The organism is Aurantimonas coralicida DSM 14790 (assembly GCF_000421645.1).
GTDB classification, from domain to species: domain Bacteria; phylum Pseudomonadota; class Alphaproteobacteria; order Rhizobiales; family Rhizobiaceae; genus Aurantimonas; species Aurantimonas coralicida.
In genome coordinates this window covers 269,525-283,999 of record NZ_ATXK01000003.1, presented here as the reverse complement: position 1 = coordinate 283,999, position 14,475 = coordinate 269,525, and the positions used below count along the sequence as shown (strand labels likewise).

14 protein-coding genes are annotated in these 14,475 nt (G+C 64.0%); all 14 read right to left on the bottom strand.

The window, feature by feature from the left end; translation table 11 throughout:
• Nucleotides 1-283: 283 nt before the first annotated feature.
• The 14 genes from H536_RS0109900 to flgA all read right to left on the bottom strand — a co-directional run bounded on the left by H536_RS0109900 (nucleotide 284) and on the right by flgA (nucleotide 14,472).
• Entirely contained in the window at nucleotides 284-1,255 is a 972-nt protein-coding gene (locus tag H536_RS0109900; RefSeq protein ID WP_024350325.1) for a flagellin N-terminal helical domain-containing protein, read from the bottom strand.
• 320 nt (nucleotides 1,256-1,575) lie between these two features.
• Nucleotides 1,576-2,493, bottom strand: a complete 918-nt coding sequence (locus H536_RS0109890; protein WP_024350324.1) for a flagellin N-terminal helical domain-containing protein — start codon at nucleotides 2,491-2,493, stop codon at nucleotides 1,576-1,578.
• Between the two features lie 312 nt (nucleotides 2,494-2,805).
• Nucleotides 2,806-3,693 (bottom strand): flagellin N-terminal helical domain-containing protein, encoded by an 888-nt coding sequence (locus H536_RS0109880; protein ID WP_024350323.1) that lies wholly within the window; start codon nucleotides 3,691-3,693, stop codon nucleotides 2,806-2,808.
• A gap of 300 nt (nucleotides 3,694-3,993) precedes the next feature.
• The gene (locus tag H536_RS0109875; protein ID WP_024350322.1) at nucleotides 3,994-4,887 is read right to left on the bottom strand and encodes a flagellin N-terminal helical domain-containing protein; all 894 of its coding nucleotides are present in this window, start codon (nucleotides 4,885-4,887) and stop codon (nucleotides 3,994-3,996) included.
• Nucleotides 4,888-5,182: 295 nt separating this feature from the next.
• Complete coding sequence (locus tag H536_RS0109870; protein ID WP_024350321.1) at nucleotides 5,183-6,145, bottom strand: flagellin N-terminal helical domain-containing protein; 963 nt, start codon at nucleotides 6,143-6,145, stop codon at nucleotides 5,183-5,185.
• A 317-nt stretch (nucleotides 6,146-6,462) separates the two neighbouring features.
• Nucleotides 6,463-7,422 carry a flagellin N-terminal helical domain-containing protein gene (locus tag H536_RS0109865; protein ID WP_024350320.1) on the bottom strand — a complete coding sequence of 320 codons (960 nt, stop codon included), beginning with the start codon at nucleotides 7,420-7,422 and terminating at the stop codon, nucleotides 6,463-6,465.
• 320 nt (nucleotides 7,423-7,742) lie between these two features.
• Complete coding sequence (locus tag H536_RS0109860; protein WP_024350319.1) at nucleotides 7,743-8,636, bottom strand: flagellin N-terminal helical domain-containing protein; 894 nt, start codon at nucleotides 8,634-8,636, stop codon at nucleotides 7,743-7,745.
• Between the two features lie 312 nt (nucleotides 8,637-8,948).
• Nucleotides 8,949-9,920: a flagellin N-terminal helical domain-containing protein gene (locus H536_RS0109855; RefSeq protein ID WP_024350318.1), complete on the bottom strand. Its 972-nt coding sequence runs from the start codon at nucleotides 9,918-9,920 to the stop codon at nucleotides 8,949-8,951.
• A gap of 162 nt (nucleotides 9,921-10,082) precedes the next feature.
• On the bottom strand, nucleotides 10,083-10,856 hold the full coding sequence (fliP, locus tag H536_RS0109850) for a flagellar type III secretion system pore protein FliP (protein ID WP_024350317.1): 774 nt from the start codon (nucleotides 10,854-10,856) through the stop codon (nucleotides 10,083-10,085).
• Nucleotides 10,853-11,374 carry a flagellar basal body-associated FliL family protein gene (locus H536_RS0109845; RefSeq protein WP_024350316.1) on the bottom strand — a complete coding sequence of 174 codons (522 nt, stop codon included), beginning with the start codon at nucleotides 11,372-11,374 and terminating at the stop codon, nucleotides 10,853-10,855. The genes fliP and H536_RS0109845 overlap by 4 nt, the downstream gene beginning before the upstream one ends.
• A gap of 116 nt (nucleotides 11,375-11,490) precedes the next feature.
• A complete protein-coding gene (flgH, locus tag H536_RS0109840; protein WP_009210349.1) occupies nucleotides 11,491-12,195 on the bottom strand; it encodes a flagellar basal body L-ring protein FlgH in 705 nt (234 codons plus the stop codon).
• Complete coding sequence (locus tag H536_RS23230) at nucleotides 12,192-12,794, bottom strand: MotE family protein (protein ID WP_155898448.1); 603 nt, start codon at nucleotides 12,792-12,794, stop codon at nucleotides 12,192-12,194. The genes flgH and H536_RS23230 overlap by 4 nt, the downstream gene beginning before the upstream one ends.
• Nucleotides 12,794-13,978, bottom strand: coding sequence for a flagellar basal body P-ring protein FlgI (gene flgI / locus H536_RS0109830; RefSeq protein WP_230784673.1), 1,185 nt, complete (start codon nucleotides 13,976-13,978; stop codon nucleotides 12,794-12,796). The genes H536_RS23230 and flgI overlap by 1 nt, the downstream gene beginning before the upstream one ends.
• Nucleotides 13,975-14,472 (bottom strand): flagellar basal body P-ring formation chaperone FlgA, encoded by a 498-nt coding sequence (gene flgA, locus H536_RS0109825; protein ID WP_024350313.1) that lies wholly within the window; start codon nucleotides 14,470-14,472, stop codon nucleotides 13,975-13,977. Before flgA ends, flgI begins: the two co-directional genes overlap by 4 nt.
• Between the last annotated feature and the right edge of the window lie 3 nt (nucleotides 14,473-14,475).

Below are 14,475 nucleotides of genomic sequence, written 5' to 3'. Positions count from 1 at the left end.
TCGAAGCTTGCGTCAGGGATGCGCTGCATCGTCGTTGCAGTCGCCGCATCATCTGGACTGAAATTGCTTTAATTTGTCTTGCGGACACGGCCGGGACGTTCGTTCTCGCAAAATTAAATCCGTAAGATTCTCTTGGGGTTGCCGTCGGCAAGCTAAGGTTGCCGTACAGTTCGCGAGCCGATCTGCTCCAATCTCTCCCCTCACCCCGAACCGAACGCCGGACGCAAAACGGGCCCGGCCTTGCGGCCGGACCCGTTCGGTCCCTTCGGACTGTGCGATCCGATTAACGGAAGAGCGACAGCACCGACTGCGAGGACGAGTTGGCGATCGACAGCGCCTGGACGCCCAGCTGCTGCTGCGTCTGCAGCGCCTTCAGCCGGGTCGACTCCTCGGTCATGTCCGCATCGACCAGCGTACCGACGCCCTTGTCGATGGAGTTCCGCAGGTTGGAGACGAACTCCGACTGGATATCCATGCGGTTCTTGGAGGCACCCAGGTTGGACGCTGCGGTTGTCATGTCCGAAAGGATCTTGTCGACGACGCGCACCATGGCATTCACCTGTGCATCCGTTGTGGTGCTGGCGAGAGCGATCACCGTACCCGTGGCTGCTACCGACTGAGTACCGGCAACATCGATCAATCGATAGTTTTCCGGCGTGCCCGTCGGCGTGGCCAGCAACTGGTCGGCATCGTAGTCCTTGGTCAGAAGACCCAGGGTCTCGTTGTCCGTGCCGATCAGCGTCATGCTGGAAACGTTCAGGCCGATGGTGCCCACCGAAACGGCGCCGCCGCTGTCGCGGTTGAACGACGACACGACGTTCTTGGTGCCGGCTGCGGTCGCGGTCGAGTTCTGCAGCCAGTTCTCGCCCGAGAAGCTCGCCGAAGACGCGATGCTCGACAGCTGGTTCTTCAGCTCGGTCAGTTCCGAGTTGATCTTGGTCTTGTCGACGCCCGGCTCGATCGCCGCCAGAAGCTTGGCCTTGATCTCGGAGGTGACGTCGATCGCCGCTTCCATGCCCGTATAGGCCACGTCGACCTTCGCCTGGCCAAGGCCGAGCGCGTCTTCGACGGCTCCGAGGGCCTTGTTGTCCGAGCGCATGGTCGTGGCGATCGACCAGTAGGCGGCATTGTCCGACGCCGCACCGACGCGGTAGCCGGTCGATATGCGGTTCTGGGTCTGGTCGAGGCTGCTGTTGATCGCCGACAGGCTCTGCAGAGCCGTCATTGCCGACGTATTGGTGTTGATAGAGGTCATTGTGTTGTCCCGTAACGCGGAATTTCAAACAGGGGACAGTCCGGATCGGCCGGCATAACGAAGCGGCATCATGCCCGTGACCGACGATCTCTTCACCGGCCACCTCGCTATGAGGGCACCTTCGAACGGCATCGACTACCGGCTGCTTAAATTCATTGGTTAACGCGGCGGCAGATCCGGTTCGGATCGCGGTCATCGTGAACGATCCATTAAGAAACTCGCATCTGCCGAAAATACTTCGGCAAGCGCCATGCACAGACGCGAAAACGGGCCCGGCCTTGCGGCCGGACCCGTCTATCTCAGTGTCGAGTTGTCGTGTGTTAGCGGAAGAGCGACAGCAGCGACTGCGAGGAGGAGTTGGCGATCGACAGCGCCTGGACGCCCAGCTGCTGCTGCGTCTGCAGGGCCTTCAGGCGGGTCGACTCTTCCGTCATGTCCGCATCGACCAGCGTGCCTACACCCTTCTCGATGGAGTCACGCAGGTTGGAGACGAACTCCGACTGGATGTCCATGCGGTTCTTGGCAGCGCCGAGGTTCGAGGCGGCCGTCGTCATCGCACCGAGGGCCTCGTCCACGTCCGAGATCATGGTGGAGATGTTCGCGTCGGTGGTGGCACCGGTCAGCGTGAAGGTGGAGACAACCGTGCCACCCGTGCGACCCGTGCGACCCGTGCGACCCGTGCGACCCGTGTCGAGGATACCGGCCGCGCCGTTCGAGTCGAACAGCTTCGTCTTCGACGTGTCGACGCCGATGGTGCCGACCGAGACCGCGCCGGCGCTGTCGCGGTTGAACGACGACACGACGGACTTCGTCGCCGTGTAGCCCGCGGCACCGCTGTTGACCGACAGCCAGTTCTCGCCCGAAAAAGACGCGGAGGAAGCGATCGACGTGAGCTGGCCCTGCAGCTCCTTGATTTCGGAGTTGATCTTGGTCTTGTCGACACCGGGCTCGCGCGCGGCGACAAGCTTCGACTTGATTTCGTCGACCACGTCGATCATGCCGGTGTAGGCCGTGTCGACCTTCGCCTGGCCGAGGCCAAGCGCGTCCTGCACGGCGCCGAGCGCCTTGTTGTCCGAGCGCATCGTGGTTGCGATCGACCAGTAGGCGGCGTTGTCAGAGGCTGCACCAACGCGGTAGCCGGTGGAGATGCGGCTCTGGGTCTGGTCGAGACTGTTGTTGATCGCCGACAGGCTCTGCAGAGCCGTCATCGCCCAAGTATTGGTATTGATCGAGGTCATTGTGTTGTCCCGTAACGCGGATTTCAAACAGGGGACAGTCCGGATTGGCCGGCATAACGAAGCGGCATCATGCCCGTGAGCGACGATCTCTTCATCGGCCACCTCGCTATGGGGGCACCTTCGGCCGGCATCGACTACCGGCTACTTAAGTTTGAGAGTTAACGCCGGATCCGCTTCGGTCTTTGCCTCGCGATCCTGAATCAAGCTCTAATGAAACCTTGCGCAATCGCGACAATAAGCGCCCGCATCAACGCGAAAACGGGCCCGGCCTTGCGGCCGGACCCGTCTATCTCAGTGTCGAGGTGTCGTGTCCTAACGGAAGAGCGACAGCAGTGACTGCGAAGAGGAGTTGGCGATCGACAGCGCCTGGACGCCCAGCTGCTGCTGTGTCTGCAGCGCCTTCAGGCGGGTCGACTCTTCCGTCATGTCGGCATCGACCAGCGTGCCCACACCCTTCTCGATGGAGTCACGCAGGTTGGAGACGAACTCCGACTGGATGTCCATGCGGTTCTTGGCAGCGCCGAGGTTCGAGGCGGCCGTCGTCATGGTCTTGATCGCCGTATCGACGTCGGTGATCATGTTTGTCAGCGCGGTATCGTTGGCCGCCGAGATGTCCATCGCGAGCACGGAAACGCCGCTGGCCGCACCATTGGTACCGAGGGTTCCACCGGCGGCGCCAGCTGCATCCATCAGCTGGGTCGACGTTACGGCAACGCTAATGGTGCCGACGCTGACGTTTCCACCGGAATCCCTGTTGAAGGAGGCGACGATTGAGCGGCTCGCGGTGTTGTCCGTTGCCAGCCAGTTCTCGCCGGAGAAGGAGGCCGCCGTCGCGATGGACTTCAGCTGTCCCTGAAGCTCCTTGAGTTCGGACTGGATCTTGGTCTTGTCGACGCCCGGCTCCTTGGCGGCGACCAGCTTCGCCTTCATCTCATCGACGACGTCGATGGCGGCGGTCATGCCGGTGTAGGCCGTGTCGACCTTCGCCTGGCCAAGGCCAAGGGCGTCTTCGACCGCGCCGAGCGCCTTGTTGTCCGAGCGCATCGTGGTCGCGATCGACCAGTAGGCGGCATTGTCCGACGCCGCACCGACGCGGTAGCCGGTGGAGATGCGGTTCTGGGTCTGGTCGAGGCTGCTGTTGATCGCCGACAGGCTCTGCAGAGCCGTCATTGCCGACGTATTGGTGTTGATAGAGGTCATTGTGTTGTCCCGTAACGCGGAATTTCAAACAGGGGACAGTCCGGATCGGCCGGCATAACGAAGCGGCATCATGCCCGTGACCGGCGATCTACGCCCGTCACCTCGCTATGGGGACACCATCGGCCGGCATCAGCTACCGGCTACTTAAGGTTGTTGGTTAACGACTTCGGCAGAGGCTGCTTCGTGCGCCATCCTGAATGAATTGCTAAGGGTCCGGCCGGCCACATGCCCTCCCCTCACGCGAAAACGGGCCCGGCCTTGCGGCCGGACCCGTCGATCTCAGTGTCGAGTTGTCGTGTGTTAGCGGAAGAGCGACAGCAGCGACTGCGAGGAGGAGTTGGCGATCGACAGCGCCTGGACGCCCAGCTGCTGCTGCGTCTGCAGCGCCTTCAGCCGGGTCGACTCTTCCGTCATGTCCGCATCGACCAGCGTGCCGACACCCTTCTCGATGGAATCGCGCAGGTTGGAGACGAACTCCGACTGGATATCCATGCGGCTCTTGGCGGCGCCGAGGTTCGAGGCGGCGGTCGTCATCAGCCCGATCGCTTCGTCGACGTCCGAGATCATCGTCGAGATGTCCGCGTCGCTGGTCGCACCGGTCAGCGCCAGCGTCGACACGACGGTCGATCCCGAGCGCGCACCGTCCAGGATGCCGTTCGTACCGTCGGTATCGAACAGTTTGGTCTTGGTGGTGTCGACGCCGATGGTGCCGACCGAGACCGTGCCGTCAGCGGCGCGGTTGAACGAGGCAACGACATTCTTGGTGCCGGCCGTGATACCCGTGCCGATCGACAGCCAGTTCTCGCCCGAGAACGAGGCGGAGGACGCGATCGAGGTCAGCTGACCCTGCAGTTCCTTGATTTCGGACTGGATCTTGGTCTTGTCGACACCCGGCTCGCGCGCCGCAACCAGCTTGGTCTTGATCTCGTCGACCACGTCGATCGCGGCGGTCATGCCGGTATAGGCCGTGTCGACCTTGGCCTGGCCGAGACCGAGGGCGTCTTCGACGGCGCCGAGCGCCTTGTTGTCGGAGCGCATAGTCGTGGCGATCGACCAGTAGGCCGCGTTGTCGGACGCCGCACCGACGCGGTAACCGGTCGAGATGCGGTTCTGGGTCTCGTCGAGGCTGCTGTTGATCGCCGACAGGCTCTGCAGCGCCGTCATGGCCGAAGTATTGGTATTGATCGAGGTCATGGTGTTGTCCCGTAACGCGGAATTTCAAACAGGGGACAGTCCGGGCCGGCCGGTATAACGAAGCGGCATCATGCCCGTGACCGGCGTTCCCTACGCCCGTCACCTCGCTATGGCGCTACCTTGCGCCGCCGGGCCTACTCACTACTTAAGTTTGATAGTTAACGGCGTCTGCCGACTTTCGCTTCAAAGTTCATCCTGAATCAAATGCTAAGATGCGGGCTGCCCCTCCCCCAAACGCAAAACGGGCCCGGCCTTGCGGCCGGACCCGTTCGCTTCAGAATGACTGCGTTCCGGATTAGCGGAACAGCGACATCAGCGACTGCGAGGACGAGTTGGCGATCGACAGCGCCTGGACGCCGAGCTGCTGCTGCGTCTGCAGCGCCTTCAGGCGGGTCGATTCTTCGGTCATGTCCGCATCGACCAGCGTGCCGACACCCTTCTCGATGGAATCGCGCAGGTTGGAGACGAACTCCGACTGGATATCCATGCGGCTCTGGGCAGCACCGAGATTGGAGGCTGCGGTCGTCATGCTCTTCAGCGCCGTATCGACATTCGTGATCATCGCGTCGATGACGGTCTCGACGGTCTCGGCCCCCAGGTAGGCAGCATCCACCGCGGCCTGGTCGAGGACTGCCGTGCTGATGTCGATGTCCATGACGTTGCCGGCGATCTTCGTGGCATCGTCACCGATCAGCGCATCCTTGTTGAGGATGCCGTCATCGGTCGCGGCACCGTCGGTGCCGATCAGCTTCACGGCCGAGGCGTCGATGGCGATCGTTCCGACCGAGACGGCGCCGGCGCTGCTGCGGTTGAACGAGGCGACGACGTTCTTGGTGACGGCCGCACCGTCGAAATTCAGCCAGTTCTCGCCGGAGAACGACGCCGACTCGGAGATCGACGTCAGCTGGTTCTTCAGTTCGGCGATCTCCGACTGGATCTTGTTGCGATCGACGCCAGGCTCGCGCGCGGCAACCAGCTTGGTCTTGATCTCGTCGACAACGTCGATGGCAGCCTTCATGCCGGTATAGGCCGTGTCGACCTTCGCCTGGCCGAGGCCGAGCGCGTCTTCGACCGCGCCGAGCGCCTTGTTGTCCGAACGCATCGTGGTGGCGATCGACCAGTAGGCGGCGTTGTCGGAAGCCGCACCGACGCGGAAGCCGGTCGAAATGCGGTTCTGGGTCTCGTCGAGATTGCTGTTGATCATCGACAGGCTCTGGAGAGCCGTCATCGCCGACACGTTGGTGTTGATCGAGGTCATATTGGTGTCCCGTAACGCGGAAAATGAACAGGGGGGACAGTCCGGGCTGGCCGGGATAGCGAAACGGCGTCATGCCCGTGGCCCGACCGGCCACCTCGCTATGCCCGCAACATGCCAGCGGCTGGCTACCAAGCGCCTAAGGAAGGTGGTTAACGTATTCTTTTTCAACGCAAATTCGAAACCATAGCAAGTTGCAACTATCCTGCCATCGATGACGGTCATCTCATTAAGCCCCTGCCGGCCGCCTATCCGCGCATGCAAAAACGGGCCCGGCCTTGCGGCCGGACCCGTCGATCTCAGTGTCGGGTTGTCGTGTGTTAGCGGAAGAGCGACAGCAGCGACTGCGAGGAGGAGTTGGCGATCGACAGCGCCTGGACGCCCAGCTGCTGCTGCGTCTGCAGCGCCTTCAGGCGGGTCGACTCTTCCGTCATGTCCGCATCGACCAGCGTGCCGACACCCTTCTCGATGGAATCGCGCAGGTTGGAGACGAACTCCGACTGGATATCCATGCGGCTCTTGGCGGCGCCGAGGTTCGAGGCAGCCGTCGTCATCCGCTGGAGGGCGTCGTCGACACCGCTGATGTAGGAGTTCAGCGTCGTCACGTCGCCGGCAGCGTCCGTCAGGGCCGAGATGTTGAGGGTCGAGACGGTAAAGCCAGGGTCGGTCTGAGTGGCAAGGTAGCTGCCGTTGGCCGCGCTGTACTTGCCATCGAGGATGCCGGTACCGGCAGACGCCGCATCCGTGGCCGCATCGAACAGCTTGGTCTTCGAGGTGTCGATCTCGATCGTGCCGACGGAGACGGCGCCTGCGCTGTCACGGTTGAAGGAGGCGACGACCGACTTGGTGGCGTTGGCCGGTGCCGTGGAATCGACCGACAGCCAGTTCTCGCCCGAGAACGATGCCGAGGTCGCAATCGATGTCAGCTGGCCCTGCAGTTCGGTAATTTCGGCCTGGATCTTGGTCTTGTCGACGCCCGGCTCACGCGCTGCGACGAGCTTCGCTTTCATCTCATCGACGACGTCGATGGCGGCTTTCATACCGGTGTAAGCGGTGTCGACCTTCGCCTGGCCAAGGCCGAGTGCGTCCTCGACAGCGCCGAGCGCCTTGTTGTCCGAGCGCATGGTGGTGGCGATCGACCAATAGGCGGCGTTGTCGGATGCCGCACCGACGCGGAAGCCGGTCGAGATGCGGTTCTGGGTCTCGTCGAGGTTGCTGTTGATCATCGACAGGCTCTGGAGAGCCGTCATCGCCGACGTATTGGTGTTGATCGAGGTCATGATGGTGTCCCGTAACGCAGAAAAATGAACAGGGGGACAGTCCGGATCGGCCGGCATAACGAAACGGCATCATGCCCGTGGCCCCTGAACGATCGGCCACCTCGCTATAGGCACACCATGCCAGTAGCTGGCTACCAAGCACCTAAGGAAGGTGGTTAACGCTTTCTGTTTCCAGCAATTTCTGACGCAGGCCGGATTGCGCCGCTTTCCGTCACCGGGCGGTGGGCATTCCTGCCCTGTCCGACAGAGACCGCCTGCAACGCAAAACGGGCCCGGCCTTGCGGCCGGACCCGTCGATCTCAGTAGTTGTGGGTGGTGTCTTAGCGGAAGAGCGCCAGCAGCGATTCCGAGGAGGAGTTGGCGATCGACAGCGCCTGGACGCCCAGCTGCTGCTGCGTCTGCAGCGCCTTCAGGCGGGTCGACTCTTCGGTCATGTCCGCATCGACCAGCGTGCCGACGCCCTTCTCGATGGAGTCGCGCAGGGTCGAGACGAATTCCGACTGGATGTCGACGCGGTTCTTGGCGGCGCCGAGGTTCGAGGCGGCCGTCGTCATCGCCTGCAGCGCCTCGTCCACGTCCGAAATCATGGCGGAGATGACGTTGTCTGCCGTGGCACCGGTGATCGTGAAGGTGGAGACGACGGTGCCGTTGGTGCGTCCGACGTCCAGAATGCCGTCGTTGTTGTCGAAATCGAACAACTTCGTCTTGGTGGTGTCGACGCCGATGGTGCTGACCGAAACCGAGGCGTCGGCCGCGCGGTTGAACGAGGACACGATCGTCTTGGTGCCGGCCACGATGCCGGTGCCGATCGACAGCCAGTTCTCGCCCGAGAAGGAGGCCGAGGTCGCGATCGAGGTGAGCTGGCCCTGCAACTCGGTGATTTCCGCCTGGATCTTGGTCTTGTCGACGCCCGGCTCGCGCGCGGCAACCAGCTTCGCCTTGATCTCGTCGACCACGTCGATGGCGGCCTTCATGCCGGTATAGGCGGTGTCCAGCTTGGCCTGGCCGAGGCCGAGCGCGTCCTCGACGGCGCCAAGCGCCTTGTTGTCCGATCGCATGGTCGTGGCGATCGACCAGTAGGCGGCGTTGTCGGACGCCGCGTTGACGCGGTAGCCGGTCGAGATGCGGCTCTGCGTCTCGTTGAGGTTGCTGTTGATCATCGACAGGCTCTGGAGAGCCGTCATTGCCGACACGTTGGTGTTGATCGAGGTCATGATGATGTCCCGTAACGCGGAAAACTGAATGGGGGGACAGTCCGGGTTGGCCGGCATAGCGAGACGGCATCATGCCCTACGTTCCCGACCTGCAAGGTGGAACGCATCGCTATGAGGACGACTATCGCGGCAGGCTCCTTCCGAGGCGTTAACGGTAACGCCCCGTTGTCTTTCATGGTTAACAGAGGCTTTCAGGCCGCCTCCCCTCGCCCGCCTGCGCCGTACTTCAGAACGCAAAAAGCCGCCCCAGGGGGCGGCTTTCGTTCGTCACGCCGGCGTACCGCGAGGGGCGCCGCCGAAATGTTGCTTCGATTAGTTCTGGAAGAGCTGCAGGATCGCCTGGCTCGAGGAATTGGCGATCGACAGCGCCTGCACGCCGAGCTGCTGCTGCGTCTGCAGTGCCTTCAGCCGGGTCGATTCCTCGGTCATGTCCGCATCCACCAGCGCGCCGATGCCCGACGAAATGGAGTCGGTCAGGCTGGAGACGAAGTTCTGCTGCAGCTCGATGCGTGACTTGGCCGCGCCGAGATTGGCGGCGACATTGGTCATGTCGGTCAGAATCTTGTCCACGACGCGAACCATGGCGTTCACTTCGGCCGGGGTCGTCGCGCTATCGAGTTCGATCACCGTACCGGCCGCGGCCGTGGTCTCGCCCGGCACGTCGATCAGCCGGTAGTTCACGGGAGTGCCGGTTGGCGTGGCGAGCAGCGCGTCGGAATCATAGGTCTTGGTCAGAACGCCGGTGGTCTCGTTGTCCGTTCCGATCAGGGTCATCGCCGACACGTCGACGGTGATCGTGCCGATCGAGACCGAGCCGGTGGAGTCGCGGTTGAAGGAGGCGACGATGTCCTTGGAGCCGGCGGCGGCCGCGGCGTCGTTCTGTAGCCAGTTCTCGCCGGAGAACGAGGCGGAGGACGCGATGCTCTGAAGCTGCTTCTTCAGCTCGCTGATTTCCGACTGGATCTTGGTCTTGTCGACACCCGGCTCGCTGGCCGCGACCAGCTTTGCCTTGATCTCGTCGACCACGTCGATGGCGCTTTCGAGCGCGGTGTAGGCGATGTCGACCTTCGCGGCGCCGAGACCCAGCGAGTCCTCGACTGCCGACAGGGCCTTGTTGTCCGAGCGCATGGTCGTGGCGATCGACCAATAGGCGGCATTGTCCTTGGCTTCGGCGACACGGTAGCCCGTCGAGATGCGGTTCTGGGTCGCATCCATCGACCGGTTGGTCGCCTGCAGCGTCTGCAAGGCCGCCATGGCCGCGATATTGGTATTGATGCTGGTCATGACACTCTACCCTCGGTGCTAACTTCGCCCGCATTCCGCTAAGGCGACGCACGGAGGCCCGCCTGCGCTCGCCCCCATTGGTCGTGAAGGTAGTTTGTTAACCTTAATGGGGAGTTAAGGCTGACGACGCGGCAGGCGGAACGCGCCCGGAAAATCGCGTCGTCAGAAGAAGGATCGGACCAGGGATCCGACCAGCATGTTCCAGCCGTCGATCAGGATGAAGAACAGGATCTTGAACGGCAGCGAGATGATTGTCGGCGGCAGCATCATCATGCCCATCGACATGGTCAGCGTGGCGACGATCATGTCGATCACCAGGAACGGCAGAACGATGAGGAAGCCGATCTCGAAGCCGCGGCGCAGCTCGGAGATCATGAAGGCCGGGATCAGCTCCCGCAGATCGACATCACGTTCGTCGGCAGCGCCCTGCTCTTCCGGCTCGACCCGCTCGCGGCTGGTGGCCGCCGCGATGTCGCCGAACAAGGTCAGGTCTTCCGGCCGCACCTGCGTCAGCATGAAGTCCTTGAACGGCTCGCTGATCCGGTAGAACGCCTCTTCCTCGGTGATCTCGTTGTTCAGCAGCGGCTGCAGGCCGTCGTTCCAGGCCCGGTCGAAGGTCGGCGCCATGACGAAGAAGGTCATGAACAAGGACAGCGAGATCAGGATCAGGTTGGCCGGCGTCGTCTGCAGGCCGAGACCGGTGCGCAGGATCGACAGCGCGATGACGATGCGCGTGAAGGACGTGACCATGACCAGGAGGCCCGGCGCGATCGACAGGATGGTAACGATGCCGAAGAGCTGGACGATGCGGCCGGAGGCGGTCGAGTCGCCGGCCGGCAGGAGGCTGGCGAGATCGGGCAGTCCCGAGGTCTGGGCGGTCTGTGCGAGCGCCGGTCCGGCAAACAGCAGCGCCGCCAGAAAGAGGAGCGTTCTCATTCGGCGATCATCGTCTGGATGAGGTAGTCGACAACGGCGGGCGAGCGCAGCTTGGCGCGCTGGCGCAGATCCTCGCGCAGATGCATCAGGCCGCGGGTGCCCTCGACCTGGGACAATTGCACCGAGCGCAGGAAGGCCAGCGTGTCGGCCTCGATCTGGGCAGCCAGCACCTCGGGATCGGCCGAGCCGTCGTCGCGATAGACCAGGGCCGCCTCGACGCGGAGCCAGGTCTGGGGCGGCGAATAGATGTTGGTGAGGACCGGCTTGAGCGGCATCAGCTTGAGCGGCAGCTTGTCCGCGCTCTCGGCCAGATCGCCGGCCTCGATGTCGACGATCTCGGCGCCGGGCGCCTCGGCCGGCGCCGTCGTGGCCGCTGCGGGTTCCGGCGAAGCGAGCATCATGCCCAGCACCGCGCCGCCGCCGCCGCCCACGAGCGTCAGTATCGCCACTGCGATCGCCGTGGGGATCAGACCCCCTGCCTTTTCGGTCTCTTCGTCCGATGCGCCAATGCTGGCCATGCGCCGAACCCTTCCGCTGTTTCGTCGACGGACGGACCCTCATGGTCCAGCCCTGCCCGACGATCGAGCGTTAACGGTTCAGCCTGTCGCGAGACTTGCCTTGACGGCAGCGTCCCCTACTGGATGGCGACGGCGTCGTAGATCTGCTGCCCCCAGCCGGGTTGCTGGACATCGGTGATCCGCCCGCGGCCGCCGTAGGAAATCCGCGCCTCGGCGATCTTGTCGTAGTTGATCGTGTTGTCGGGCAGGATGTCGCGCGGCCGGATGATGCCGGCGATCGACAGCACGCGCACCTCGAAATTGACCCGCACTTCCTGCTGGCCCGAGATGAACAGATTGCCGTTCGGCAGCTTCTGGCCGACGACCGCTGCGACCGACAGGTCGATGTCCTCGGAGCGTTTGATCTTGCCCTTGCCGGTCATGTCGGAGCTGTTGTCCGAGCCGAGCTGGGCGCCCACCGTCGGCAGCGTGTACTGGCCGAGATTGCCGGCCAGATCGAGACCGGCGGCGATGCCGGACTTGCGCGAGCGTTCGGAATTGTTGTCGATCGAGGCCTGGTCGCGGATGCGGATCTTGACGGTGACGATGTCGCCTTCACTGAGGGCCCGCGGGTCCTGGTAGAAATCGGCCCGGGCGTCGGACCACAGCGAGTGCGACGTATGCGGCTTGCTGGCCGGGAAGGACGCCGGCTGGGCGATGATCGGCGGATATTCGTAGAGCCCTGCGCCGACCGGCGAGAGCGACGGCTCGCGCAGCGCGTCATTGCCGGCTGTCGAACAGCCGGCGAGTGCCGCGACGGCGAGAAGGATCAAGGGCTTCACGTGCGCTTCTCCGCAACCTGCTCGGCGCCCTGCGTGCTGCCTGCCGACGTCTTGGCGACGATGAGCGAGGCGATCTCGGCGGCCACCTTCGGTTCCATCTCGCTGAGGATGTCGCTCGCCAGGCGCGATTTCAGGCGCACCAGCACCGACGCGGCATCGCTGCGCGAGACGATCGCAAGCTGCGACGCGGCGGCGACGGAATCCATGTTGGTGTAGATGTCGACGACGATCTTGGAGGCGTCGTCGAGAAAGCGCTGACGCTCGGCGAGCCAGGCGTTGTAGTCCTCGCGCTTGGCCTGCAATTCGTCGATCTGCTCGGAGACCGCCGCTTCCAGTTCGGTCAGCTGCTTCTGCTCGAGGGCATAGCGCGCGTCCTGGGCCTTGTCGGCGATGCTCAGGCAATAGGCCTCGACCTCGGTCGAGGGCTTGGGCGGCGTGATCACCTCCCCCTTCGGCCCGACGACCCGCACTTCCTGCGGCGGCAGTTCGTCCGGCTGCACCGGCTTCTTGGCTTCGACCGCATGGGCGGTACCCGCGGCAAGGGAGACGGTCAGGAACAGGGCGAGGCACCGCCAGCGGGGATGGAAAGCCTGGATCATCATTGCACCACGAGTTCGGCCTGAAGGGCGCCGGCCGTCTTGATCGCCTGCAGGATCGCGATGATCCCGGTCGGCTTGAGTCCGATGCGGTTGAGGCCGCGGACGACTGTTTCGAGATCCGCGCCGCCGACGAAGGCGAAATTGCCGCCATCCTCGCGAGCGTCGATGATGGTCTCCGACGTGACGACCGTCTGGCCGTCCGAGAGCGGGGCCGGCTGCGACACCGACGGCATCTCGCTGATCCGCACCGTCAGATTGCCGTGGGTCACGGCGACGAGGGAGATCTGCACGTCCTTGCCGATGATGACGGTGCCGGTGCGCTCGTCGATCACCACGCGTGCCGGCTGGTCCGGTGCGATCCGCAACTCGCCGATCTCGGCGATGAAGCGCGTGCTGGAGACCTCGGACGGGCGCTTGAGATGCACCGTGCGGAAATCCTCCTCGCGCGCCACGGGCTGGCCCCAGCGGCTGCGGGCATAATCGTTGATCACGTCGACGACGCGGATCGAGGTGCGGAAATCGGGATTGCGTAGCTCGATCGCCAGCTTGCCGTCGTCGTTGAAGCCGCCGGGCACCTCACGCTCGACCAGCGCGCCATTGGGCACGCGGCCGGTGGTCGGCACGCCCTGGGTCAGCTTCTCGCTGTCGCCTTCGGATGCGAAGCCGCTGACGGCGAGCGACCCCTGCGCAACCGCATAGATCTCGCCATCGGCGCCGTAGAGCGGCGTCATCACCAGCGTGCCGCCCATCAGCGAGGTGGCGTCGCCGAGCGAGGACACGGTCACGTCGATGCGCGAGCCGGTACCGATGAAGGCCGGCAGCTCGCTGGTCACGGTGACGGCGGCGACGTTCTTGCTGCGCGAATTCTGCGAGCGGATGTTGACGCCCATGCGGTCGAGCATCGACTGCATCGACTGTTCGGTGAAGGGCGAGTTGCGCATGGAATCGCCGGTGCCCTGCAGGCCGATGACGAGACCGTAGCCGACGAGCTGGTTGGGGCGCACGCCGCGGATGTCGACGATGTCCTTGATGCGCACGCTGCCGCGGGCGCTCGCCGCATCGCCGATGACCGGCGCCGGCAGCGACGGCACGCCGCCGCCCGAGCCCGGATAATCGGCCGCCAGACTGCTGTTCACCAATGCGGCGACCAGGCCGGCGACGAGGATCAGACGCTTGCGGATCATCCCGATATCCTGATGCTGCCGTCCGCCGACACGATGCCGGAGACGATGATGCCGCTGTCGGCATTGCGGACGCGTATGGTCTCGCCGGCGCCAGCGGAGCGCAGCGCGGTGCCCTGGCCGGTGATGACGAGGCCCGCCTCGCTGTAGACGAGGGTGACGGCGGCTCCGGCGCGCACCAGATCCGGCTCCTTCAGGTCGGACAGGCGGATCGCCTTGCCCGGCAGAAGGGTGCGGCGGGCGACCCGACCGATCAGCGCGCTGTCATCGACGGCATAGAGCCCGATCTTGTCGTCCTTGACGTAGAAGGCCTTGTGGTTGAGCCCCGGCGCGGTGACGCTCTGGCCGGGATAGATGACCGTCGTGGGCACCGGCAGTTCGAGTTCGGCCGCCAGGGCACGAACCGGAACCGACAGGATGACGAGGGCCGCGAGCGCCAGCGCCACGGCGTAGAGTACGGCCATGACCCGGCCGGGATCGCGCGTACCGCCGCCCATGAT